The sequence below is a fragment of the Streptomyces qinglanensis genome (assembly GCF_900111245.1).
GTDB classification, from domain to species: Bacteria; Actinomycetota; Actinomycetes; order Streptomycetales; family Streptomycetaceae; genus Streptomyces; species Streptomyces qinglanensis.
Map to the genome: position 1 here is coordinate 124,737 of NZ_FOGO01000016.1, position 24,421 is coordinate 149,157.

Genomic DNA, 24,421 nt, shown 5'->3' on the forward strand with positions numbered 1-24,421 from the left:
AGGGCGGCTAGAACTTGAGGCCGCCCAGCAGGCCGGCCAGGCTCTCGCCTCCCGCCTTGATGCTGGGTGCCATGGCGGTGCCCGCCAGGTAGAAGCCGAAGAGCGCGCACACCAGCGCGTGCGAGACCTTGAGATTGTCCTTGCGGAAGAACAGGAAGACGATCAAGCCAAGCAGTACGACGCCCGAGATCGAGAGAATCACCAGTACTCCTGATGTAGGGGACGATCACCATGAGCGTCACCAGCTTCACAGACAGGACGTATCGTATGAAGCTGGCAAGTGGGTGATTCTTCGGATAACGCCCCTGAACGGGTCGTGTTGCCGGACCGCCTCCGGTGGAAGCACCCACTGGTGACACAGCCGACTCGTGGGACGTCGCGCTCCGTCGGGCGCGGGAGCGCAGCTTCCCGCGCCTGCGGACTCCGGCGCGCAGCCCGCACCGGGCCGGTGCCCCGGCGCGGACGTCCCGCGCCGGACCGCTGCCCGCACCGCCGGAGGACCAGGAGCGTATGGCCGAGAAGGACCCCACGACCGCCGCCGCGGACGCGGTGCTCACCGGGCTGCCCGACATCCGCGACAGCCTCGAATTCCGCTACAAGGACCTCCACCAGCACCCCGAACTCGGCTTCCAGGAGCGCCGCACGGCCGGTCACGTCGCCCAGGCCCTGAACGAGTGCGACTACGAGGTCACCGAAGGGGTCGGCGGGACCGGCGTCGTCGGCGTGCTGCACAACGGGGCGGGCCCCACCGTCCTGCTCCGCGCCGACATGGACGCGCTGCCGGTGCGCGAGCGGACCGGGCTCTCCTACGCCTCGACCGACACCGTCCGCGGCCCGGACGGCGCTGAGCAGCCGGTGATGCACGCCTGCGGCCACGACGTCCACGTCATCTGCCTGCTGGGTGCCGCGCGCCTCATGGCGGCCGGGACCGACGCGTGGCGCGGCACCCTGGTCGTCCTCTTCCAGCCCAACGAGGAGAACGGCTCCGGGGCGCGGGCGATGATCGACGACGGCCTCGCCCGGCGCGTCCCCCGTCCGGACGTCGTCCTGGGCCAGCACGTGCTTCCCGCGCCCGCGGGGACGCTGCTGACCCGGGCCGGCGTCATGATGGCGGCGTCCGACAGCCTGCGGGTCACCTTCCACGGGCGGGGCGCGCACGGCTCCACGCCCGAACGGGCCGTGGACCCCGTGGTGCTGGCAGCCTCGACCGTGGTCCGGCTGCAGACGGTCGTCGCCCGGGAGACCGGTGCGACCACGCCCGCCGTGGTGACCGTCGGGGCGATCCACGCGGGCAGCGGGCCGCACCGCATCCCCGACCGGGCCGAGATCCAGCTCGACATCCGCACGTTCGACGAGGGGACCCGCGCCCGGGTGCTGGGGGCGGTGCGCCGGATCGTCGCGGGCGAGTGCGCCGCCTCGGGCGCCGACCCGGCGGAGTTCGAGACGATCCGCGCCTTCTCCGTGACCGAGAACGACGCGGAGGCCACCGAGCGGGTCGCGAGCGCCTTCGGGGCCTACTTCGGGGAGCGTGCCCGGACCACCGGCCCGCTCCCCGCCGGTGAGGACTTCGGCGAGCTGCCCGCCGGTCTCGGCTGCCCCGCCACCTACTGGGGGCTGGGCGGTACCGACCCGGCCGCCTACCGGAAGGCGGAGCGCGCCGGAACCGTCGACCAGGACATCCCCGGCAACCACAGTTCGCGCTTCGCGCCCGTGGTCCAGCCCACCCTCGACACGGGCGTACGGGCCCTGGTGACTGCCGCCCTCGCCTGGCTGGCCCCGCGCCCGAAGCCCGACTGACCGGTGCTCGCGCCGGGTTCGGTGCCCTGCGCCCCGGCGGCGGGCATTCCCATCTGGTGGAACACGTTCTACTCTGTGCGCCGCCGCCGGCACACCGTCGTGGAGCGGAGGGACCGTGTACCTCGAATACACCACCGAACAGCAGGAACTGCGGGCGCAGTTGCGGGAGTACTTCACCGGCCCGGACGGGCTCGTCCCCCCGGACGCGCCTCCGCGGGACGCCGAACCGGCCGCGCAGAAGCGGTTCTACCGCGAGACCGTGCGGCGGCTGGGGCGGGACGGCTGGCTGGGCGTGGGCTGGCCGCGCGAGTACGGCGGCCGCGGGATGAGCGCCGTCGAGCAGTTCATCTTCTTCGACGAGGCCGCCCAGGCAGGGGTGCCGCTGCCGCTGATGGCGCTCAACACCGTCGGGCCCACCCTCATGCGGTTCGGGACCCCGGAGCAGAAGGACTACTTCCTGCCCCGGATCCTCTCCGGCGAGATCGACTTCGCCATCGGCTACAGCGAGCCCGGTGCCGGTACCGACCTCGCCGCCCTGACCACCCGCGCCGTGCGCGAGGGCGACACCGAGACCGGGCACTACGTCGTCAACGGGCAGAAGATCTGGACCACCAACGGGGACACCGCCGACTGGGTCTGGCTCGCGGTGCGCACCGATCCCGACGCCGCGCCGCACAAGGGCATCACCCTGCTGCTCGTGCCGACCAGCGATCCGGGCTACTCCTGCACCCTCATCACCACCCTCGCCTCGCACGACACCACCGCGGGCTTCTACGAGAACGTGCGGGTCCCGGCCCGCCGCCGGGTCGGCGCGGAGAACGGCGGCTGGAAGCTGATCACCACGCAGCTCAACCACGAGCGGGTCACCCTGGCGGCGCACGGGACCACGGCCGTCCGCGCGCTGGAGGACACCCGGCGCTGGGCGCGGCGGACGAAGCTCTCCGACGGCCGCCGCGTCAGCGACCTCGGCTGGGTCCGCACCCGGCTGGCCCGCGCGCACGCCCGGCTGGACGCCATGAAGCTGCTCAACTGGCAGATGGTGGACGCCCTCGACAAGGGCACGCTCACCCCGCACGACGCCTCGGCCGTCAAGGTCTACGGCAGCGAAGCGCGCCGCGACGCGTACGCCTGGCTGATGGAGGTGGTCGGCGCCGCCGGACCGCTCAAGGAGGGCTCCGCCGGTGCGGTGCTCCGCGGTGAACTGGAGCGCGGCTACCGCAGCGCCGTCGTCTTCACCTTCGGCGGCGGCAACAACGAGATCCAGCGCGAGATCATCTCCTGGATCGGCCTGGGCATGCCGCGCGTGCGGCGCTGAGCCGGCGGCGCCGCTCTCCGGTGTCCGGCCGGGCCGGGAGTCCGCCATCGGCGGAAACTTCCGCCCCACGCGCGACACCGAAACCATCTGTATATGTCAGTAACACATCGAACCAGTCAAACGCGTACACCTCGGCATCGGTTGGCATACACGCGCAGGAACGAGGCAGCCATACTGGGCAGACAGGGGAGGGAAGAACGCGGCAACGACGGGGGCGAGAGACGGGGATGGTGCAGAGCACCCTGATCCATGGCCGGTACCGGCTGCTCGATCTTGTGGGGCGCGGCGGCATGGGCGAAGTGTGGCGGGCGCGCGACGAGTCGCTGGGCAGACGCGTGGCCGTCAAGTGCCTGAAGCCGCTGGCGCGGCGCGACGACGCGGGGTTCCTGCGCGTCCTGCGGGAACGCTTCCGGCGGGAGGCGCGGGTCGCCGCCTCGCTCCAGCACCGCGGTGTGACGGTCGTGCACGATTTCGGAGACGACGACGGACTGCTCTATCTCGTCATGGAACTGCTGGAGGGCCGCAACCTCAGCCAGTTGCTGGCGGACAACAAGGGACAGCCGCTCCCGATGGCCGAAGTCCTCGACGTGGCCGAACAGGTCGCGGCGGCCCTCACGTACACCCACGCCCAGGGCGTCGTGCACCGGGACCTGAAACCGGCCAACGTCATGCGGTCCGAGGACGGGGCCGTGAAGATCTGCGACTTCGGCATCGCCCGGCTGGCCCACGACATCGGCTTCACCGCCCGGATCTCCGGCACCGGTACGGCCATGGGCACCCCGCACTACATGTCCCCCGAGCAGATCGCGGACTCCGCCGTCGACCACCGCAGCGACCTCTACTCGTTCGGGTGTGTCCTCTACGAGATCGCCACCGGCTCACCCCCGTTCGAGGGCGGCGACCCCTGGGCGGTCCTCGTCGGCCACCGGGACACTCCGCCGGTACCGCCGCGCGTCCACCGCCCCGAGCTGCCGCCGCCGCTGGCCGCCGCGATCCTGCGGCTGCTGGCCAAGGCGCCGGACGAGCGGCCGGGCGCCGCAGCCGGGCTGGCGGACGAACTCGCCGCCGCACGCGCCCACCTGCCCGGTGCATGGACGGGCACGTGGGGTACGGCGGCCTTCCCCGGCGCACCGGCCGCGGTCGGAGGGATCGCGCCGCTGTGGATGCCGCCGTGGACGCGCGGGATGGACGCCGGTCTGCCCGCGGGCGGCGGCCGTCCGGCCCGCACGCCGCCGGAAGGAGCCCCGGTCGGGGCCGGCGGGCTCTCCGCGTGGTGGAGCGGAAGCCCCGGGCGGCCGTCCGGAGCACACCCCGTGTCTCCTGGTCCCGGTGGGTCCGCCGCCCTCCGGGGGCCGGTGGCGTCGTGGGGCGTCGCGCGGGTGTCCGCTGCGTCGGCCGCGGCGGACACCCGGGCGGCCGCCCGTCCGGCTCCGGCGCGCGTCCCTCCGCGGGGCGCTCCGCCGCGGGAGCGGCTCGCCGTCCTGGCGGACAGGCGTGACGCCGGGCTGCGGCTGGGCCGGGCCGGTCGTTGGGAGGAGGCGTACGCGGTGCACCGCGCGGTCGCCGCCGAACACGAACTGCTGCTCGGGCCGTACCACCCGGACACGCTCGCGAGCCGGCACGAGACCGGTACCGCACTGGCCCGGTCGGGGCGCCATCCGGAGGCGCTGGAGGAGTACGCCCGCACCGCCGCCGGCCGTGCCAGGGCGCTGGGCCCTGACCATCCGGACACGCTCGCCGTCCGGCACGAGCTCGGGCACGCGCTGGGCCGGCTCGGGCGTTGGGAGGAGGCGCTGGAGGTGCACCGGCAACTCGCCTCCGCGCGGGAACAGGCGCTCGGCTCCGCCGATCCGGCGACGGTGGCCAGCCGGAACGAGGAGGCGCACTGCCTGGAGCGGCTGGGCCGTCGCTCGGAGGCGGACGAGGTCTACCGGGAACTGGCGCGCAGGCGCTGACCCGCAGGCGCACGCGCACGCGGACCTGGTGCGGGTGTCGACAGGGCCGGGTGGGGCGGACGGGCCGACCGGCGGGGTGGCCGCCCGCGGCCGATATCTGACGCTGCATCAGAAAACGTCTTCCCTCCGCGGCACTCCTGCGGCATCCTGCCGCGCATGCAGACGGAGCTGAGCAGACGCCTGGGAGCAGAGCACGCCATCTTCGGCTTCACCCCCTTCCCGGCCGTCGCCGCGGCACTCAGCCGGGCGGGCGGATTCGGGGTGCTCGGCGCCGTGCGCTACGGCGCGGCCGACGAACTCGCCCGCGACCTCGACCTGCTGGAGGCGCACGCCGACGGACGGCCCTACGGCCTGGACGTGGTGATGCCCGCCAGGAAGGTGGAGGGCGCGAGCGAGGACGAGATCGAGGCGATGATCCCCGAAGAGCACCGGCACTACGTCCGCGAGATCCTCGCGGCCTACGACGTCCCCGAACTCCCGGAGAGCGAACGCAGCGGCTGGCGGATCACCGGCTGGATGGAGAGCGTCGCCCGCAGCCAACTCGACGTCGCCTTCCAGCATCCGATCGGGCTGCTGGCCAGCGCGCTGGGCCCGCCCCCGCCGGACGTCGTCGAACGGGCCCACCGCGGTGGTGTCCCGGTGGCCGCGCTCGCCGGGAGCCCCCGGCACGCCCGGCACCACCAGGAGGCCGGCATCGACATCGTGGTGGCCCAGGGCTACGAGGCGGGCGGCCACACCGGGGAGATCGCCTCCATGGTGCTCACCCCCGAGGTGGTGCGCGCCGTGGACCCGCTGCCGGTGCTCTGCGCGGGTGGCATCGGCACCGGCGAACAGCTCGCCGCCGCCCTCGCGTTGGGTGCGCAGGGCGCCTGGCTCGGCTCCGTCTGGCTCACCACCACCGAGGCCGATCTCGGCTCCCGGGCGCTCACCCGCAAACTGCTGGCCGCCGGACCCGGCGACACGGTCCGCTCCCGCGCCCTGACCGGCAAGCCCGCGCGGCTGCTGCGGACCGCGTGGACCGACGCCTGGGAAACGGCGGAGGGGCGTCCGGACCCGCTGCCCATGCCCCTGCAGGGGCTCCTCGTGGCGGACGCCACCTCGCGCATCCAGCGGCACGAGGTGGAGCCGCTGCTCGGCACCCCGGTCGGCCAGATCGTCGGCTCGATGAACAGCGAACGGTCGGTGCAGGCCGTCGTCGACGACCTCACCCGCGGTTTCGACCGCGCCCTCGCCCGGCTGAACGCCCTCGCGCGCTGAGCGGCACCCCGGGAGGCCGACGGCGCGGTGCCGCTGATCCCGGGGCCGGCACGGCGGGCCCCGGCGGCCGGCCGCCCGGCCACCCGGCGGAACGTCCCCGCGCCGGCCCCGTACACGAGAGGAGAACGAGGTGGACGCACCCAACGGGTTCTGGGCGCAGGCCCGGCGCGACCCCGGGCGCGAGGTCCTCGCCGCACCGGACGGCGCGGAGTGGACCGCGGCCCGGCTGCACGCGGAATGCAACAGGATCACGCACGGCCTCGCGGCGGCCGGTCTCCGCGCCGGCGACGCGTTCGCCACGATCCTGCCCAACGGCCCCGAGTTCCTCGCCGCCTACCTGGCCGCCGCCCAGTCCGGCCTCTACCTGGTGCCCGTCAACCACCATCTGGTGGGTCCGGAGATCGCCTGGATACTCTCCGACTCGGGCGCGAAGGTCCTGCTGGCGCACTCCCGCTTCGCGGAGCCCGCGAGCGCGGCCGCCGACGAGGCCGGACTGCCCCCGGACCGGCGCTACGCCGTGGGGCCGATCGCGGGCTTCCGGCCCTACGCGCAGCTCCTGGAAGGCCATCCGGCCGAGCCGCCGGCCCACCGCACCAGCGGGTGGGTCATGAACTACACCTCGGGCACCACGGGCCGCCCGCGCGGCATCCGGCGGCCCCTCACCGGCAAGCGTCCGGAGGAGACGCACCTCGGTGGCTTCCTCGGCATCTTCGGCATCAAGCCCTTCGACGGCAACGTGCACCTGGTCTGCTCGCCGCTCTACCACACCGCCGTGCTCCAGTTCGCGGCCGCCGCGCTGCACCTGGGGCACCGGCTGGTGGTGATGGACAAATGGGATCCCGAAGAGATGCTGCGGCTGATCGACCGGCACCACTGCACGCACACCCACATGGTGCCGACACAGTTCCACCGGCTCCTCGCGCTTCCGGAGGCGGTCCGCGCCCGGTACGACGTCTCCTCGATGCGGCACGCCATCCACGGGGCCGCGCCCTGCCCCGACCATGTGAAGCGCGCCATGATCGAGTGGTGGGGCCGGTGCGTGGAGGAGTACTACGCCGCCAGCGAGGGGGGCGGGGCGTTCGCGACCGCGGAGGAGTGGCTGGCCAAACCGGGCACCGTCGGCAGGGCGTGGCCGATCAGCGAACTGGCGGTCTTCGACGACGACGGCAGCCGCCTCGGGCCGGGGGAGCTGGGCACCGTCTACATGAGGATGACCACCGGCGGCTTCTCGTACCACAAGGACGAGGGGAAGACCCGCAAGAACCGGATCGGTGACTTCTTCACCGTCGGCGACCTCGGCTTTCTGGACGAGGACGGCAGCCTCTTCCTCCGCGACCGCAAGATCGACATGATCATCTCCGGCGGGGTCAACATCTACCCGGCCGAGATCGAGTCCGCGCTGCTCACCCACCCCGCCGTGGCGGACGCCGCCGCCTTCGGCGTGCCGCACGAGGACTGGGGAGAGCAGGTCAAGGCCGTCGTCGAGGCCGCACCGGGCCATCGGCCCGGCCCGGAGCTGGCCGCGGCGATCCTGGCGCACTGCGCGGACCGGCTCGCGCGCTACAAGTGCCCCGCGACGGTCGACTTCACCGACGAGATGCCCCGCGACCCCAACGGCAAGCTCTACAAGCGCAGGCTGCGGGAGCCGTACTGGGCGGACCGGGCGCGGCAGCCGTGACCGGCGGCCGCCGCGCAGGGCCAGACGGGTATGTCTGGGGGTGATGGCCCCCGCGGACCTCGTGGCCACTTTTCCCCCCTCCCCGGCACGGCCATGATGCTGACGGGGCGTCGTGGGCAGCGCCCGCGGCGTCGCCGTCACACGCACCGATGGCAGGAGGACCCATGGCCGGGCTCTGGAGCGGCGAAGGCGTACTGCGCCGCAAACCGATCGAGCACATCGAGGAGACCGAGGGCGGAGCCGGACAGCAGCTCTCCCGCACCCTGGGCCTGCGGCACCTGACCGCGATCGGCGTCGGCGGCATCATCGGGGCCGGAGTCTTCAGCCTCGCGGGAACGGTCGCCAACGGCAAGGCGGGTCCCGCCGTACTGATCTCCTTCCTGGTGGCCGGGCTGGCCAGCGCCTGTGCGGCCCTCTCCTACGCCGAGTTCGCCGGGCTCATCCCGAAGGCGGGCTCCGCCTACACCTACGGCTACGCGGTGCTGGGCGAACTCGGCGGCTGGTTCATCGGCTGGGACCTGCTGCTGGAGTACACGGCCATCGTCGCGGTGGTGGCCATCGGCATCTCCGGGTACTTCTCGTTCCTGCTCGGCGAGACCGGCCTCGACCTGCCGGCCTGGATGCTGGGGGCGCCCGGAACCGGTGCCGGGCACCGTGTCGACCTGTTCGCCGCGGTGCTCTGCCTGCTGATCGCCTATCTGCTCACCCGGGGCATCAAGAACGCGGCCCGCTTCGAGCTGATCGTCGTCGGCCTCAAGGTGGCAGTGGTCCTGCTGGTGATCGTCGTCGGCGTCTTCCACGTCAAGACCGGCAACTGGCACCCCTTCTTCCCCTTCGGCGTCTCCGGTGCCTTCACCGGTGCGGCGACGGTCTTCTTCGCCGTCTTCGGCTACGACGCGATGAGCACGGCCGCCGAGGAGTCGGTGGACGCCCAGAGGCACATGCCCAAGGCGATCATCTACTCGCTGGCCATCTCCATGGTGCTGTACGTGGCCGTCAGCCTGGTGCTGACCGGTATGCAGAACTACCGGGACATCGACCCCGACAGCGGCTTCTCCACCGCGTTCAAGTCGGTCGGGCTGAGCGGCATCGCCGACGTCGTCGCCGTCGGCGCCATCATCGGCATCCTGACCGTCATGTTCACCTTCATGCTCGGCGTCACCCGGGTGTGGTTCTCCATGAGCCGGGACGGGCTGCTGCCCAAGTGGTTCGCCAAGACCGACGCCGTCCACCACGTGCCGGTGCGCGTCACCTGGATCGTGGGTGTCGTCTCCGCCGTCATCGCGGGCCTGCTGCCGATCCAGGAGGCCGCCGAGCTGACCAACATCGGCATCCTGCTGGCGTTCGTCGTGGTCTGCGTCGCGGTCATCGTGCTGCGCTACCGGCGCCCGGACCTGCCGCGCACCTTCCGGGCCCCGGGCATGCCCGTCACACCGGCGCTCGGCGTCATCTTCTCGATCTGGCTGACCACCTACCTCGACTGGCAGACCTGGGTGCGCTTCGTGGTGTGGTTCCTCATCGGCCTGATCGTCTACTTCGGCTACTCCTACCGGAAGTCCGAGCTGGCCGTCCGGCCCGGCGACACCCGGCCCGGCTCCTTCGACAAGCGGGACGAGTGACGGAGCGTCCCGCCATGTGAGCGCGCCCGTTCGAGCGGCAACGGAACGCGCCGGGCGGGCCGGTGCCGCTCAGCCGTCCGGGGGTGCGGGGTGCGTCGCCTCCCGCAGGATCCGCCGGGCCCAGCGGTAGTCCGCCTTGCCGCTGGGCGACCGCTGGATGTGCGCGGCGAGCACCACGCTGCGGGGCACCTTGTAGCCCGCCAGCCGGGTGCGGGCGTGGGCCCGCACCCCCTCGGCGGTGAGCGGTACGGCGGCGTCGCCGCGTAGTTGGACGACGGCCGCCACCCGCTGGCCCCACCGCTCGTCCGGGAGGCCCGCGACGAGCGCGTCGTAGATGCCGGGGTGGGACTTGAGGGCCTCCTCCACCTCTTCCGGGTAGACCTTCTCGCCTCCGGTGTTGATGCACTGGGACCCCCGGCCCAGCACGGTGACGACGCCGTCCGCGTCGACGGTCGCCGTGTCGCCCAGCAGTACCCAGCGCGCCCCCTCGGCCTCGAAGAAGGTCTCGGCGCTCTTGGCGGGGTCGTTGTAGTAGCCCAGCGGGACGTGGCCGCGCAGCGCGATGCGGCCGGTTCCGCCCGGTGCCACGGGGCGGCGGGTGTCCGGGTCGACGACGGTGGTGTGTGCGTCGACGCTGATCCGGAAGCCGTTCGCCGGGCCGGAGTCCGCGGTGGCGGTGCCGTTGAACCCGGACTCGGAGGACCCGAAGTTGTTGAGCACGGCGGTGTGCGGGACCAGCGCCGTGAACTGCTCGCGCACCGTCCCGGAGAGCACGGCTCCGGAGCTGGAGAGCGCGAGCAGCGAGGAGCAGTCGGTCCCGCGCATCGGCCCGGCGAGCGCGTCCACCAGCGGCCGCAGCATCGCGTCCCCCACCAGCGAGAGCGCGGTGACCCGCTCGCGCTCGACGGTGCGCAGCACCTCCTCCGGGGCGAACTTGCGGTGCAGCACCACCTTCTGGCCGTAGTCCAGCCCGATGAAGAGCGTCAGTGTGGAGGTTCCGTGCATCAGCGGGGGAGTGGGGAAGAACACCAGCCCCTCGCCCCCGGCCGCGACCCGCTCGGCCAACTCTTCGGGGCGTGCCACCGGTTCGCCGGTGGGCGCGCCGCCGCCGAGCCCGGAGAAGAACAGGTCCTCGGCGCGCCACATCACCCCTTTGGGCATTCCCGTGGTGCCGCCGGTGTAGATGAGGAACAGGTCGTCGCCCGAGCGCGGACCGAAGTCGCGCTCGGGCGATCCCGCCGCCTCGGCCTCGGCGAACTCCGCGAACGTGGCGGGCGCCGTGCGGCCCCGCGGGGCCGGCGGGCGCGGGTCCGGGCCGCCTCCCACCCGCACCAGGTGGCGCAGCTTCGGCGCGCGTGATGCGGCGGCGGCCACCCGGGCGGTGAACTCACCGTCGAAGACGAGCGCCGCCAGGTCGGCGTCCCGGTAGAGGTGGACCAGTTCGCCCTCCACATAGCGGTAGTTGACGTTGACCGGGACGGCCCGGATCTTCAGGCAGGCCAGCAGGGTCTGCACGTACTCGACGCCGTTGTACAGATGCAGTCCGACGTGTTCGCCGGGCCGCACGCCGCTGCTCGTGAGGTGGTGCGCGAACCGGTTGGCCGCGCGGTCCAGCCCGTCGTAGGTGAGTCTGCGCTCGGCGCCGGTGCCGGGGTGGTCCAGATGGACCAGCGCCTCGCGGTCGGGGACGGTGTCGGCGACCGATTCGAACAGGTCGGCAAGGTTGTATTCCACGGCGCGCTCCTCCATACCCCGGCCCGGCGTGCTCGTCTGGTGTGCGTGCCCCCGTGCGTGCCGGCGCCATCAGAGCACCGGCGGGGGAAGACCGGAAGAGGCCGCGGGAAAAAATATGACGCTGCGTCAGAAACCTCTTGAACTCCGGCCGCCCGTACTGCAACCTGTTCCAGGTCCGGATGCGGACCGCAGACGGGAGGAACCGCGATGGGCGGTACCGAGCATCTGACCGTGGAGCGCGCGGGTGCCACCCTCGTGCTCACCCTCAACCGTCCCGAAGCCAGGAACGCGCTCTCCCTGCCGCTGCTCGTCGGCCTGTACGACGGCTGGCTGGAGGCCGACGCGGACGACACGATCCGCTCCGTCGTCCTCACCGGCGCCGGGGGCACCTTCTGCTCCGGCATGGATCTGAAAGCCCTCGCCGGAGACGGCACGGCCGCCGGTCCCTACCGCGAACGGCTGCGCGCGGACCCCGACCTGCACTGGAAGGCCATGCTGCGCCACCACCGGCCGCGCAAGCCGGTCATCGCGGCGGTCGAGGGGCACTGCGTGGCGGGCGGAACCGAGATCCTCCAGGGCACGGACATCCGCGTCGCGGGCGAGAGCGCGGTCTTCGGCCTCTACGAAGTGCGCCGCGGCCTCTTCCCGATCGGCGGCTCGACGGTGCGGCTGCCGCGGCAGATTCCCCGTACCCACGCTCTGGAGATGCTGCTGACCGGGCGTCCGTACAGCGCCGAGGAGGCTGCGCGCATCGGGCTGATCGGACGCGTGGTACCCGAGGGAACCGCGCTGGAGGCGGCACTGGAGACCGCGGCGCGGATCAACGCCTGCGGGCCGCTGGCCGTCGAGGCCGTGAAGGAGTCGGTCCACCGGACCGCGTCCATGGCGGAGGCCGAGGGACTCGCCGCCGAACTGGAGTGCGGCCAACCCGTCTTCGCCACCGCCGACGCGAAGGAAGGAGCCCGGGCTTTCGCCGAGAAGAGGGCGCCACGGTTCCGCCGGGAGTGAGCCCGCCGACCCGCCGGCTCGGCCGGAGACAGATCCGCGACCGCAGAAGGAACCTCAGCCGGAGCAGGAACCTCCACCAGAGACGGAAGGGGCACCCACCCTTGAACGCGGCACCCGCGCACGGAACGCTCAGCGCCCCCCTCGTCGTCGAGTTCCCCTTCACCCGCTCGCTCGGCCCGGTCCAGAGCGCCTTCCTCACCGGCCTCCGCGAACGCACGGTCCTCGGCGTCCGCACCGCGGACGGCCGCACCCTGGTGCCGCCGGCCGAGTACGACCCCGACACCGCCGCGGAACTCCGCGACCTGGTGGAGGTCGGCCGGACCGGCACCGTCACCACCTGGGCGTGGAACAGCGCCCCGCGCCGCGGGCAGCCCCTCCGGCACCCCTTCGCATGGGCGCTGGTCCGCCTCGACGGCGCCGACACCGCGCTCCTGCACGCGCTCGATGTGCCGGGCGGGCCCGCACAGGTCCGCACCGGGATGCGCGTCCGTATCCGCTGGGCCGAGGAGCGCAGCGGTGCGATCACCGACATCGCCTGCTTCGAGCCGGCCGCCGACGCCGCGGACGACAGCACCCGGCCCGCGGCGAGGCCGCACAGCGGAGCGTTCGCCGACCCCGTGCACGGCATCGTCGCCGAGGCCCGCCTCGACTACACCTACACGCCCGGCCGCGCCCAGACCCGCTACCTGGAGGCACTGGCCCGGCACCGCACCCTGGGCGAGCGCTGCCCCGGGTGCCGCAAGGTCTATGTCCCGCCGCGCGGCGCCTGCCCCACCTGCGGAGTGCCCACCGCGGAACAGGTGGAGGTGGGGCCGGCGGGGACCGTCACCACCTTCTGCGTCGTGAACATCAAGGCCAAGGGGCTCGACATCGAGGTGCCCTACGTCTACGCGCACATCGCGCTGGACGGCGCCGGGCTCGCCCTGCACGGCCGGATCGCCGGCATCCCCTACGACCAGGTGCGGATGGGGCTGCGCGTCGAACCCGTCTGGACCGAGGGCGGCCGCCATCCCGACCACTACCGGCCCACCGGCGAGCCGGACGCGGCCCCCGAGACCTACCAGGAGCTGCTGTGACGATCCGGAACGGACTCCCCGAGGTCGCCGTCGTCGCCTTCGCGCAGACCGCGCACGTACGGGCGGCAGACGACCTCTCCGAGGTGGAGATGCTGCTGCCGGTGCTGCGCGAGGTGCTGGAGCGGACCGGGCTGTCCGCGGGGGCCGTCGACTTCACCTGCTCCGGCTCCTGCGACTACCTCGCCGGGCGCGCCTTCTCCTTCACCATGGCCCTGGACGGGGTGGGCGCCTGGCCCCCGATCTCCGAGTCGCACGTGGAGGCGGACGGCGCCTGGGCCCTCCACGAGGCGTGGGTCAAGCTCCTGACCGGCCGGGCGGAGACGGCACTGGTGTACGCGTACGGCAAGTCCTCGGCGGGCGATCTGCCCGCGGTCCTCACGCGCCAACTCGACCCCTACTACCTCGCCCCGCTGTGGCCCGACTCCGTCTCCCTCGCCGCGCTGCAGACCCGCGCGCTGCTCGACGCGGGCGGCACCGACGAGCGGGAGCTGGCCGGGATCGCCGCCCGCAGCAGGAACGCCGCCGAAGCCAATCCGTACGCCCAGCTCACCGGCTCGCCCTCCGCCGACGCGCTGCTGGAAAGCGACCACCTCGTCGGACCGCTGCGGCTGCACGACGTACCACCCGTCTCCGACGGCGCCGCCGCGCTCGTGCTGGCCGCCGGGGACACCGCCCGCCGGCTCTGCGGCACCGGCCGCCGCCCCGCGTGGATCCGCGGGATGGACCACCGGATCGAGGCACACAGCCTGGGCGTCCGGGACCTCACCGACTCGCCCTCCACCCGGCTGGCCGCCGAACGCGCCGGACTCTTCGACCCGCAGGCGCCGCCACCGGACGTCGCCGAGCTGCACACCCCCTTCACCGCGCAGGAGGTCGTCCTGCGCAAGGCGCTGCGGCTGGGCCCGGGCACCGCGGTCAACCCCTCGGGCGGGCCGCTGGCGGCCAACCCCGTGATGGCGGCCGGACTGATCCGCATCGGCGAGGCCGCGGAGCGCGTGGCCTGCGGGGAGGCCCGCCGCGCGGTCGCGCACGCCACCTCCGGCCCCTGCCTGCAGCACAACCTCGTGGCGGTCCTGGAGTCGGACGCCGCCGCGGACGGGCCCGGCAGCCATGGAGCCGAGGAGGAGCGAGGATGAGCACCGCCACCCGGCCCGGCGCCAGGAACAAGGAGCCCGTCGGCATCGTCGGGGTCGGCCAGACCAAGCACGTCGCCGCCCGCCGCGACGTCTCGATCGCCGGGCTCGTCCGCGAGGCCGCGGTCCGGGCGCTGGAGGACGCGGCGCTCGGCTGGGCCGACATCGACGCCGTGGTGATCGGCAAGGCGCCCGACTTCTTCGAGGGCGTCATGATGCCCGAGCTCTACCTCGCCGACGCGCTCGGTGCGGTCGGCAAGCCCATGCTGCGGGTGCACACGGCCGGTTCGGTCGGCGGCAGCACGGCGCTGGTCGCCGCCGACCTGGTCGCGGCCCGGCTGCACCGCACCGTGCTGACCCTCGCCTTCGAGAAGCAGTCCGAATCGAACGCCATGTGGGGCCTGTCGCTGCCGGTGCCGTTCCAGCAGCCGCTGCTGGCGGGCGCGGGCGGCTTCTTCGCGCCGCACGTCCGCGCCTACATGCACCGCACCTCGGCGCCCGACCACATCGGTGCGCTCGTCGCCTACAAGGACCGCCGCAATGCGCTGCGGAACCCCTACGCGCACCTCCACGAGGAGGGCCTCACGCTGGAGAAGGTGCGCTCCTCACCGATGCTCTGGGACCCCATCCGCTACTCGGAGACCTGCCCCTCCTCGGACGGGGCCTGCGCCATGGTGCTGACCGACCGGGCCGGGGCCGCGCGCGCCCCCCGCCCGCCGGCCTGGGTGCACGGCGGAGCCATGCGCAGCGAGCCCACCCTCTTCGCGGGCAAGGACGCCGTCTCGCCGCGCGCGGGCACCGACTGCGCCGCCGACGTCTATCGGCAGGCGGGCGTGGCCGACCCGCGGCGCGAGATCGACGTGGTGGAGATGTACGTCCCCTTCTCCTGGTACGAACCGATGTGGCTGGAGAACCTCGGCTTCGCCGAGGAGGGGGAGGGCTGGCGGATGACCGAGTCCGGCGCCACCGGCCCCGGTGGGGAGCTGCCGGTCAACCCCTCGGGCGGGGTGCTGTCGACCAACCCCATCGGCGCCTCGGGCATGCTGCGCTTCGCCGAGGCCGCCCTCCAGGTGCGTGGCGCCGCAGGTGCACACCAGGTGCCGGGGGCGCGCAGGGCGCTGGGGCACGCCTACGGGGGCGGCTCGCAGTTCTTCGCCATGTGGCTGGTCGGCGACCGGCCGCCCACCACGTGACCAGACCACGTGACCGCCTGACCATCTGATCATTCGATCACCCGCCCGGAACCGCGCCGGGCGCGGCGCACGGGCCGGCCGCCACCCGGCGCGGGAGGAGCCGCCCGTCCCTCGATTTCCCGCTGCCGCGCCCTGTCCCGGCGACCGCGCCGCTGGTTAGGGTGACGCCGGCGGCAGGACGACCGGGAGGAGCACCAGCGTGGCCGACAGCACCATCGGGCAGCCTGAACTCGACCTCAGCCGGGCGCAGTGGCAGTCGAGCAGCCGGGGCACCGGCGATGTCGAGATCGCCTTCGTCGAGGGGTTCGTGGCGATGCGGCACGGCCGCCAGCCCGACAAGCCCGCGCTCATCTTCGACCCGGGGGAGTGGCGCGCCTTCGTCCGCGGGGCCCGCGAGGGCGAGTTCGACCTGACGTGACATCCCGGCCGACGGCGTCCCGGTCCTCCCGGACGCCGTCGGAACCCGGCTCGCAGCACCCGGCGGAGACGTCCCCACCCGCCCGCACCGGAGCGGCGGAGTCCGAGGACCGCACCGGGGACCACCGCCCCGCCGGCACCCTGCTGCGGCAGGTCGTCGCGGAGCGCCCGTACGCGGGGGCGCACGGTGAGGAGCTGACACTGATCCGCCCCCCTGCGCCACGCCCGCCCCGCCCGCCCCGCCCGTCCGGCACCGGAAGTGCCGGCCCCTCCCGCAGCCTGACCGCGCGGCGCCCCGCAGCGGACCCCGCCACCGGGAACCCCGTCGCCGTGCGGGTGGCGGGGCACTGACTGAGGGCGATCACCGAGGGGCACGTACTATTGCGGCATGTCGTTCCTCCGCCGCCGCAGCGCCGCCGTGCCCGCGGGCCCGGACTTCGATGTCCTGGCCATGGACCCGTCCGACTGGCCGGGGAATCTCGGCGCGGGACTGCTGCCCGCTCCGGACGGCACCTGCCAGGGCGTCTTCCTGCGGTACGACCTGTTCGGCGGCCGCGGCCCGGCGATGATCATCGGGAACCTCCCGGAGGGCTCCCCGGCGCGCGAGGTCGCCGACGACGAGGCACCCTTCGAGGTGGCGCAGCTCCTGGCCGCGCTGGAGAACGACGAGCACGTCGAGGTCGTCAGCACCGAGGACGACCCGGTCATGCACGAGGACAACCTGCTGATCGTCCGCCGGGTCAAGCTCTCCGAAGACCGGATCTCCTGCGTCCAGTTCGACCGCAGCGACGGCGTGCTGGTCACCATCGCGAGCTGGGACCGCCCCATCACCAACGACCTCTACGCGCTCCTCAAGCCGCTGCCCGCCGAGATGTTCCAGCAGTAGCCGCCCCGGGCGCCGGCCCGACGGCCGAGGGGCACCGCCTCCGCCGGCCGTCCGGCCGGAGGCGGTGCCCGCCTTCCGCAGCGGAACGCTCAGCGGACCACGCGCACGTCCGCCGCCTTCACGAACGCGACCCGGTGGCCGAGCTGGATCTGGTAATACCGCTGCTTGCCCCGGACCACCTGGAAGTTCTCCGCATCGGGGTCGTAGGTCACGGCGTACAGGTACTCGCCCGACGTCCGCAGCCCCGCGACGTAGCGCTGCCCCGCGGTGACCTTGTACGGCAGCGGTGAGAGCGCCTGCACCGGTACGCCCTCAGGGTAGGCGTCCGCCTCGGGATAGGCCCGCCCGTACACCGGGATCTCCGTACGCCCCTCGCGGGGTGTGAGCACCGTGCCCCGGCCGGGTACGGCGGTGCGCCCGTCGGCGGGGTTGTGGAACCACGCCTTCTGCCCGAGGTACCAGACGGCCGTCCACTCGCCCTTCCGGTCGGCGACCGCGTACTGCTGGCCGGTGGTGGCCCGGGCGCCGGTGTCGTTGACCCCGGTGGTCGACGGGGAGCCGTCGGGCCGCAGCCCGATGTCCTCGACCAGCGGCGAGGACGCGTCCGGCGCCTGGTGCAGCCGGACGGCGGAGGAACCGTGCGCGGGGCAGGGCTTGCCCGCGCCCTCGCAGTCGGTGTACAGCGGCTTGTGCCCGTCGTAGTCGGGCCGGATCGTCACCACTCCCGACCGCGGACCGGCCTTGGGCGTGAACGGCTTGCCCATCAGCGTGAAGTAGTGCTGCCAGTCCCAGTAGGGACCGGGGTCGGTGTGCATGCCGCGGACGCTGGAGGCGGTCGGGCCGGGCACGTTGTCGTGGCCGAGGATGTGCTGGCGGTCCAGCGGGATGTCGTACCGCTTGGCGAGGTACTTCACCAGCCGCGCCGAGCTGCGGTACATCGCCTCGGTGTACCAGGCGTCCGGATCGGTCAGGAAGCCCTCGTGCTCCAGGCCGACGGACTTGGAGTTCACGTACCAGTTGCCCGCGTGCCAGGCGGCGTCCTTGGCCCGCACATGCTGCGCCACGTGTCCGTCGGACGACCTGAGCGTGTAGTTCCAGGAGACGTATTTCGGGTTGGTCACCAGACTCAGCGTCGTCTCGTACGTCCCCTCGGTGTCGTGGACGACGATGTAGTCGATTTTCTGCGACCGGGGGCGCCGCGCCTTGTCGTGGTTGCCGTAGTCCTCGGCGCCGGAGTCGTCGGTCCACTTCTCGTACGCCGCCGGATACCACTCGCAGTCCACGCTGCGCGGGCACTCCACCCTGTTCCGGGGACGGCGCGCCCGGTCGGACGCCTGCGGAGAGCGCAGCCCGGGCGTGGCCCGCAGGGTGACGGCGGCGCCGGTGTCGGTGGTCCGGCTTTCACCCGTGCGCAGTACGTCGAACACGTCGTCGGCGAACGCCGTGGCGCTCGGCTCGCCGCGCCCGCCGCCCGGGTAGGCGGCAACCGCCTCGTACCAGTCCGCCGGGTCGGCGCTCAGCGGGTGGCCGAGCCGCCGCTGCGCGTCCGCGAGGAGGGCGGCGCCGCCGCGCAGATTGGCCTCCGTGGAGGAGCGCAGCCGGGCCGCGTCGAGCCCGGTCAGCTCGGCGGCACGCGCCAGCGTCCGCAGCCGCGCCGGGAGCTTCCCGGCCGGCTGCTGACGGCCGGGCCGCGCGGCGGAGCGGAGCGGGCGGGCGCTGTCGCCCCGGGCGTCCTCGGTGGAGGTGTGGCCCTGCGGACGGGAGGAGGCCAGGGCTGTGCGCGCGTCGGTCAGGTGCATCGGTCCGTACCCGCCGGAGACACTGGGTGCCCCCAGGTGCGCGTTCCAGCGCGACTGCAGGTACGAGACGCCGAGCAGGACCTTCTCCGGCACGTGGTAGCGGTCCGCGGCAGCGGCGAACTGCTGCTGGAACGTCCGGCCGTCGGGCTGGTCCGCTGTCGCCGGGCTCCCCGCCGTCAGCAGCGGGACGACCAGTGCGGCTGCTGACGCGGCGACGACCGCGGAGCGGGATCCGCGGCGGCCGGTACGTCTCTCGCCGCGGCTGCCGCGTCTGGGGCTGCTGCCGTCGGCGGGTGCGCTGTCTGGGTCACGGAAGGATCGTGGCAATGCCGCCTCCTCGGACTGTGCGCCGTGAGGTCACGGACGCGAGCAGTCCTCAGACGTACCCATTGGCCGACGATCCGTCAATCATTCCGCGCGGCTGTCAGTTCGCTGCCACACCACAGAACCCGTCTCCGCACGTCGTCCGGGCCCCGGCGGGGTGGGCGCCCGGGGGTGTCACCGGTGCAGACCGGTGACACCCCCGGGCACGCCACGCGTCCCGGCCGCCGCTCCGGGCGGATGACCCGAACGGCCCCTCGGCTGCCGGATCAGCGGGTGCCGACCGCCGCGCGCACGGCCCGCCGCGCCGTGGCGCAGTCGTCGTGCAGCCTGCGCAGCAGCAGCCGCTGCTCCTCGCCCGTGGGAAGGCCGCCCCCCTCCGCTGCGACCTGCGGCGAGGGCTCCCGCATGGTGCGCTGCACGGCCGCCTCGTAGGTACGGATCTCCCGGGTGAGGATCAGCATCAGATTCACCAGGAAGGCATCCCGTGCCGCCGGACCGGCCGCCTGGGCGAGCTGGCTGATCTGACGGCGCGCCAGCGGCGCGTCCCCCAGTGCCGCCCACAGGGAGGCCAGGTCGTAGCCGGGCAGATACCAGCCCGCGTGCTCCCAGTCGACCAGGGAGGGACCGGCCGGACCCAGCATGACGTTGGTCAGCAGGGCGTCCCCGTGGCAGAACTGCCAGGGCACCCCGCGCCGGCCGCCCGGCCCGCGGTACTGCACCAGTCCGTGCAGCAGCTTCTGCAGATCGCCCAGATCGCGGTCGGTCAGCAGGCCCTGTTCGTGGAAGCGGGTCAGCCGCGCCGGGTAGTCGAGCGGGCGCTCGAACGCCGACGGCGGCGGCTCCCACTCGTTGAGCCGGCGGAAGGAGCCGATCACCGCCCGCAGATCCGCCCGGGGCGGCGCCTCGACCGGGTGCCGCTGCGCCGCCGCGACCCGCCCCGGAACGCGCTCGATCACCAGGGTGCAGGCGTCCGGGTCGGCGGCGACCAGCCGCGGAGTCCGTACCGGCGGACGGTGCCGTACGAAGGCCCGGTAGACCGCTATTTCGTGCTGGAAGCGCTCGGCCCAGGCGGAGGAGTGGTCCAGCAGGCACTTGGCGATGAGGGTGTTCCGTCCGGCGGTGCCGGCCAGCAGCACCGAGCGTCCTCGCCTGCGGAGCAGTTGGACAGGGGTGAACTCCGGGCAGATCCGGTGGATCGAGGAGATGGCGGCACGGAGCCGGGTACCTTGCGGGCCGGACAAGTCCAGCCTCCCGCTGACGGGTGGGGACACGGTGCTGGGCGCGCGGAGATCCATGCGGGCGCCGGGGTGCGGGACGACGGGGCCCGGTGCCCGCGCGGGATCGCGTGCCGGATCGGGGGCCAGCACGGCCGGCCCTCTTCCGCTGGGCGGGGGCACCGGGGCCGCACGCGGCCGACGCTGCACGGACACGGGGGATGGTGCTGAATACATGGGCGCGCGAGATCCCTTCGTGTGCCGACGGGTTTCCGCGCCTCCCCGGCTGCCCGTCCGGACCTGAGCACCCTGGGGAATGCGGGCCGGGCGGAACGACCGGGGTGGCGCGTTCCTACACGACACCCGGGCGCGGGTGGCACACCATCTGGCGGACCCTGGCGAACCCTGGCGAATGTTCTCGGGCCCGCCGTACCGGGGCGTACGGAAGCTACTGTCAACTCAGCCGAGAACCTGGGGGCTTGACGTGACAAAGGGACCCAACGCGCGCCTCGCGGACCTCTTCGCACTCGCCGGATGGTCGAAGGGCGAGCTCGCCCGGCTGGTCAACCGGCAGGCGGCAGCGATGGGGTACGCGCAACTGGCAACGGACACCTCCCGGGTGCGGCGCTGGATCGACACCGGGGAGACTCCGCGTGATCCGGTGCCCAAGGTGCTGGCGTCCCTGTTCACCGAGCGACTCGGCCGTGTCGTGACCATCGAGGACCTCGGGTTCACCGGGCCGGGGCAGACAGCTCAGGGGCAGCCCGTCGACGGACTGCCCCTGCCGTCCGGCCAGGTCGCCGCGGTCCTCACCGAATTCACGGGAATGGACCTCATGCTCAACCGACGCGGCATGGTGGGCGCGGGCGCCGCGCTCGCCGCAGGATCGGCACTCAGCAGTGCCATGCAGAACTGGCTCGGCAGCGACCCGGTGACGTCCCGCGCACAGGGCACCGGAGGGGCGGCCCAGGCGGTCCCCGTCGGCCACTCGGCCTACGACCGCTACGAGGCCGCTCCGGTCGGGCGGCAGGAGGTCGAGGCGCTGGAGCACTCCGTGGAGGTCTTCCGCGCCTGGGACGCCGAACGTGGCGGCGGCCTCCAGCGCAAGGCCGTGGTGGGCCAGCTCAACGAGGTGGGCGGGATGCTCTCCTACCACCACCCGCAGCCGCTGCAGCAGCGGCTGTGGGGCGTCGCCGCCAATCTCGCGGTGCTCGCCGGCTGGATGTCGCACGACGTGGGCCTGGAGCCCACGGCCCAGAAGTACTTCGTCATCGCCGCGCACGCGGCGCGGGAGGGCGGCGACCGGCCGCGGGCCGGCGAGGCGCTCTCCCGCGCCGCCCGGCAGATGGTGCACCTGGGCCGCCCCGACGACGCGCTCGACCTGGTGAAGCTGGCCCGGTCCGGCTCCGGCGACCAGGCCCTGCCCCGCACCCGCGCCATGTTCCGCACGATCGAGGCGTGGGCGCAGGCATCCATGGGGCGGGGGCGAGAGATGCGGCGCACTCTGGGCCAGGCCGAGGACCTGTTCGCCTCGGACCGGGGCGACGTGGCACCGCCCGGCTGGATGCAGATGTTCGACGAGGCCGATCTGTACGGCATGGAGGCGCTGGCCTTCCGCACCCTCGCCGAACACGAACCCGCCGCCGCCAAGACGGCCGAACAGCACGCCAAGCGGGCACTGGCGCTCCGTGAGGAGGGCCGTCGGCGCTCCCAGATCTTCGACTACCTCTCGGTGGCCTCGGCCTGCTTCATCTCCGACGACCCGGAGCAGGCGGACCGCTACGCCCGCCTCGCCCTGCTGTCCATCAGCGAGAACTCCTCGCACCGCACCTGGGACCGGTTGCGCGAGATGTACCGGCTCACGGGGCAGTACGCCGGTCACGGCAAGGTCGAGGACCTGCGCGCGGAGATCGAGGAGGCGCTTCCCCGGGCGCCGAAGCCGTCGCGGACCGGCAGGAGCCTCAAGGACGCGGAGGAGCTGCGGCGGGCCCCCGGCGACATCCGCAGAGTACGCGGAGCGAAGGGGGCCGAGGCGGTGTGAGACGGGAGACCGGGCCGTTGCGCGGCCCCTGCGGGGCGGCAGCCCGCGGGCACCGGTCCGCGGGCACCGGCCCGGGACCCGCGGGCACCGGCCCGGTCCACCGGCACCCTGCGGTCACCGGTCGAAAGGCGCCGGGTGCACCCGAGGCGGGCGGGTCCTGCGGATCGGAGCAGGGCGCTCCCGGGCACCGCCCCTGGGGGCGCCGACTGTCAGGAGGTCACACGAGCCACCAGTACGCACGCGTCGTCCTCGCGCTCCCGGTCGGCGAATGCCTCGGCGACGGCCCGGACACACTCCTGTGCGGAGTCGGCCGCGGTGAACCGGTCGGCGAGGGCCAGGAGGCGGGCGCTGCCCGCGTGCAGAGCGGCCGACCGGGGGCCGCACGCGGGGCCGGAGGGCCGGAGCGCATCGTCGGGAGCAAGGCCGTCGGTGTGCAGCACCAGCAGGTCGCCGGGCCGCAGTTGCACGGTGCGCTGCCCGTAGGCCGCGCCGGAGGTGACGCCCAGCAGCACCCCCTCAGGGCGCGGCAGCACGCTGCCCGCGCCGTCCCGGAAGAGCAGCGGCGCCGGGTGGCCGGCCTGCGCCCAGGTGAGGGTGCGGGCGTGCGGCTCGTACCGGCAGCACAGGGCGCTGCCCAGAGACGGCTGGGCGGTCGAGTCCAGGAGCTGGTTGAGATGACCCATCAGCGCCCCCGGCCCGACACCGGCCAGCGCCATTCCGCGCACCGCACCCAGCAGCATGGCCATGCCGGAGGTCGCGGTGACCCCGTGCCCCGTCAGGTCGCCCGCCGTCAGCAGCGTCGCACCGCCGGGCAGTTCCATCGCGTCGTACCAGTCGCCACCGATCAGCGTGCTGGACGCGGAGGGCAGGTAGTGCGCCGCCAGATCGAGTGCGCCGGTGGTCCGCTCGTCGCCCTGCGGGAACCGCAGCGAGCCGCGCCAGGGCGGCAGCACGGCCTCCTGGAGTTCGACGGCCAGCTTGTGTTCGGTCCGGGCGAGATGCCGCTCCTGCTGGAGCGAGTCCCGGGTCTCCCGCACCGCGTGCTCGCTGCGGCGCAGTGCGCTGACGTCCCGCACCACCGCCCACATGGAGGCGGTGCTCCCGTCGCTGTCGAGCACCGGCTCGCCGACCATGTGGACCGTTCCCACGGAGCCGTCGGGCCGCACCAGCCGGAACTCCTGGTCGATGGCCCTGCCGTCCACCAGGCAGTCGGTGAACGCGAGGGCGAGCGCGGGCTGGTCCTCGGGCACCACCCAGGAGGGCAGTTCGTCCAGCGAGAGCGGGCCGTCCCGCCCGGTCCTGCCGAAGATCCCGTACAGCTCCGGTGACCAGGACACCTCGTCGGTCAGCAGGTTCCATTCGGCGCTGCCCACCCGGTCGCGCCGGGCGGGCGCCGCGGACTCTCCGGAGGGCCGGGCCGCGGAGTAGGCGGCGCCCCCGGTGTCCGCCGCGGCTTCCCCGGGCGGCTGGTCGGCGGACGGCCACGCCCGGGGCGTCTCGGGCGGCATGCCCTCGCGTAACTGGTCGAGCTGGCTGCCCAGGTCGTCGAGCTGGTGCACGGCCAGCTCGCACAGCGCGCGCCGCCACCGCGTGCCCGGATCCGCTCCGGCGACCCCCGGGTCCGGCTCGCCCTCCTCGTCCGCGCCCCGGCGCACGGCGTCGAGGCGCCCCCGCAGGGTGCGCGCCTGGGTGATCAGAGCGTCCAGCGTGCCGCGGTCCGGGGGCTGCGGTGCCGAGCGGTCCGCATGGAGAGAGGGGGCCATGGAGAACTCCGATACGGGGGAGAGTCGATTACGACTGTGACACAGCCCGCGACTCCCCGTAAGGGATTCGGCCACACTCGATGCGGTGGTGCTGCCGTCATATGTCCCGGTAGGACGCCCGGGGTCCGGGCCAGGGGAGCCGGTTCCGGCGCTGCGGGCGCCCGGGCTCGGCGGAATCCCTCACTCCGGGTAAGCTCCGGCTGCCGACCCGG

Annotated in this window: 18 protein-coding genes; 13 read left to right on the plus strand and 5 right to left on the minus strand. The window is 73.6% G+C overall.

Going from position 1 to position 24,421, the window contains the following annotated elements; all coding sequences use genetic code 11:
- Nucleotides 1-7: 7 nt before the first annotated feature.
- Nucleotides 8-202, minus strand: coding sequence for a hypothetical protein (locus tag BMX65_RS27120; RefSeq protein ID WP_019356234.1), 195 nt, complete (start codon nucleotides 200-202; stop codon nucleotides 8-10).
- Nucleotides 203-510: 308 nt separating this feature from the next.
- Between BMX65_RS27120 and BMX65_RS27125 the strand changes: the two genes are divergently transcribed.
- The 6 genes from BMX65_RS27125 (at nucleotide 511) to BMX65_RS27155 (ending at nucleotide 9,621) form a co-directional block, all read left to right on the plus strand.
- Nucleotides 511-1,797: an amidohydrolase gene (locus BMX65_RS27125; protein WP_075002982.1), complete on the plus strand. Its 1,287-nt coding sequence runs from the start codon at nucleotides 511-513 to the stop codon at nucleotides 1,795-1,797.
- Between the two features lie 115 nt (nucleotides 1,798-1,912).
- On the plus strand, nucleotides 1,913-3,112 hold the full coding sequence (locus BMX65_RS27130; RefSeq protein WP_075002983.1) for an acyl-CoA dehydrogenase family protein: 1,200 nt from the start codon (nucleotides 1,913-1,915) through the stop codon (nucleotides 3,110-3,112).
- Nucleotides 3,113-3,339: 227 nt separating this feature from the next.
- Nucleotides 3,340-5,067, plus strand: a complete 1,728-nt coding sequence (locus tag BMX65_RS31740; RefSeq protein ID WP_079172108.1) for a serine/threonine-protein kinase — start codon at nucleotides 3,340-3,342, stop codon at nucleotides 5,065-5,067.
- A 156-nt stretch (nucleotides 5,068-5,223) separates the two neighbouring features.
- The gene (locus tag BMX65_RS27145) at nucleotides 5,224-6,324 is read left to right on the plus strand and encodes an NAD(P)H-dependent flavin oxidoreductase (RefSeq protein ID WP_075002984.1); all 1,101 of its coding nucleotides are present in this window, start codon (nucleotides 5,224-5,226) and stop codon (nucleotides 6,322-6,324) included.
- 130 nt (nucleotides 6,325-6,454) lie between these two features.
- Nucleotides 6,455-8,002, plus strand: a complete 1,548-nt coding sequence (locus tag BMX65_RS27150) for an acyl-CoA synthetase (RefSeq protein WP_075002985.1) — start codon at nucleotides 6,455-6,457, stop codon at nucleotides 8,000-8,002.
- 164 nt (nucleotides 8,003-8,166) lie between these two features.
- Nucleotides 8,167-9,621 (plus strand): amino acid permease, encoded by a 1,455-nt coding sequence (locus BMX65_RS27155; protein WP_075002986.1) that lies wholly within the window; start codon nucleotides 8,167-8,169, stop codon nucleotides 9,619-9,621.
- Between the two features lie 69 nt (nucleotides 9,622-9,690).
- On the opposite strand, the gene BMX65_RS27160 is transcribed toward BMX65_RS27155, so the two are convergent.
- A complete protein-coding gene (locus BMX65_RS27160) occupies nucleotides 9,691-11,355 on the minus strand; it encodes an acyl-CoA synthetase (protein ID WP_075003028.1) in 1,665 nt (554 codons plus the stop codon).
- 207 nt (nucleotides 11,356-11,562) lie between these two features.
- On the opposite strand from BMX65_RS27160, the gene BMX65_RS27165 reads away from it, so the two are divergent.
- From BMX65_RS27165 to BMX65_RS27195, 6 genes are all read left to right on the plus strand, one after another.
- The gene (locus BMX65_RS27165) at nucleotides 11,563-12,363 is read left to right on the plus strand and encodes a crotonase/enoyl-CoA hydratase family protein (protein WP_075002987.1); all 801 of its coding nucleotides are present in this window, start codon (nucleotides 11,563-11,565) and stop codon (nucleotides 12,361-12,363) included.
- Between the two features lie 101 nt (nucleotides 12,364-12,464).
- Entirely contained in the window at nucleotides 12,465-13,439 is a 975-nt protein-coding gene (locus BMX65_RS27170; RefSeq protein WP_075002988.1) for a Zn-ribbon domain-containing OB-fold protein, read from the plus strand.
- Complete coding sequence (locus tag BMX65_RS27175; RefSeq protein WP_239501884.1) at nucleotides 13,436-14,575, plus strand: thiolase domain-containing protein; 1,140 nt, start codon at nucleotides 13,436-13,438, stop codon at nucleotides 14,573-14,575. Before BMX65_RS27170 ends, BMX65_RS27175 begins: the two co-directional genes overlap by 4 nt.
- Complete coding sequence (locus BMX65_RS27180) at nucleotides 14,572-15,765, plus strand: thiolase domain-containing protein (protein ID WP_075002989.1); 1,194 nt, start codon at nucleotides 14,572-14,574, stop codon at nucleotides 15,763-15,765. The genes BMX65_RS27175 and BMX65_RS27180 overlap by 4 nt, the downstream gene beginning before the upstream one ends.
- Before the next feature lie 199 nt (nucleotides 15,766-15,964).
- Entirely contained in the window at nucleotides 15,965-16,183 is a 219-nt protein-coding gene (locus BMX65_RS27185) for a DUF397 domain-containing protein (protein WP_019356239.1), read from the plus strand.
- 387 nt (nucleotides 16,184-16,570) lie between these two features.
- Entirely contained in the window at nucleotides 16,571-17,068 is a 498-nt protein-coding gene (locus BMX65_RS27195) for a glycosyltransferase family protein (protein ID WP_075002991.1), read from the plus strand.
- Nucleotides 17,069-17,157: 89 nt separating this feature from the next.
- Here BMX65_RS27195 and BMX65_RS27200 read toward each other — a convergent pair whose 3' ends face one another.
- Both BMX65_RS27200 and BMX65_RS27205 read right to left on the minus strand, forming a co-directional pair.
- A complete protein-coding gene (locus BMX65_RS27200) occupies nucleotides 17,158-19,194 on the minus strand; it encodes an N-acetylmuramoyl-L-alanine amidase (protein WP_075002992.1) in 2,037 nt (678 codons plus the stop codon).
- Between the two features lie 263 nt (nucleotides 19,195-19,457).
- On the minus strand, nucleotides 19,458-20,642 hold the full coding sequence (locus BMX65_RS27205) for an aminoglycoside phosphotransferase family protein (protein ID WP_075002993.1): 1,185 nt from the start codon (nucleotides 20,640-20,642) through the stop codon (nucleotides 19,458-19,460).
- 247 nt (nucleotides 20,643-20,889) lie between these two features.
- Here BMX65_RS27205 and BMX65_RS27210 point away from each other — a divergent pair, with 247 nt between their 5' ends.
- Entirely contained in the window at nucleotides 20,890-22,446 is a 1,557-nt protein-coding gene (locus BMX65_RS27210; RefSeq protein WP_075002994.1) for a DNA-binding protein NsdB, read from the plus strand.
- A gap of 209 nt (nucleotides 22,447-22,655) precedes the next feature.
- Here the strand turns inward: BMX65_RS27210 and BMX65_RS27215 are convergent, their stop codons facing one another.
- Nucleotides 22,656-24,209, minus strand: coding sequence for a PP2C family protein-serine/threonine phosphatase (locus tag BMX65_RS27215; protein ID WP_075002995.1), 1,554 nt, complete (start codon nucleotides 24,207-24,209; stop codon nucleotides 22,656-22,658).
- Nucleotides 24,210-24,421: the final 212 nt, after the last annotated feature.